The sequence below is a fragment of the Nocardioides malaquae genome, from assembly GCF_015070385.1.
GTDB lineage: Bacteria > Actinomycetota > Actinomycetes > Propionibacteriales > Nocardioidaceae > Nocardioides > Nocardioides malaquae.
Genome location: NZ_JADCSA010001263.1, coordinates 1 through 234 on the forward strand (window position 1 = coordinate 1; position 234 = coordinate 234).

1 protein-coding gene is annotated in these 234 nt (G+C 39.3%); it reads left to right on the forward strand.

Going from position 1 to position 234, the window contains the following annotated elements:
* Positions 1-221, forward strand: a 221-nt coding sequence (locus tag IEQ44_RS17510; RefSeq protein ID WP_227487725.1) for a hypothetical protein, incomplete at its 5' end; no start/stop codon positions are given.
* Positions 222-234 lie beyond the last annotated feature (13 nt).

Consider the following 234-nt stretch of genomic DNA (forward strand, 5'->3'; position numbering starts at 1 on the left):
CGGGCAGAAAACTCTTATCTTCGGATTTTTACTTTGTGTTTTTTCGTAAATTAATGCCCAACTTGGTCGTACTACAGTGTCAAACAAAAGCATCAAAAGTAGCATATCTTCATTATGTATTGGGAACTGATGCAAATATATTTTTTAAAGGTGCCGCAAAATTACCTTCAGTTGAAGGCTGGTCTGGTCCTGCAGCTCGAGGCTCTTCTCCAACTCACTGATCTTCTCATTCAG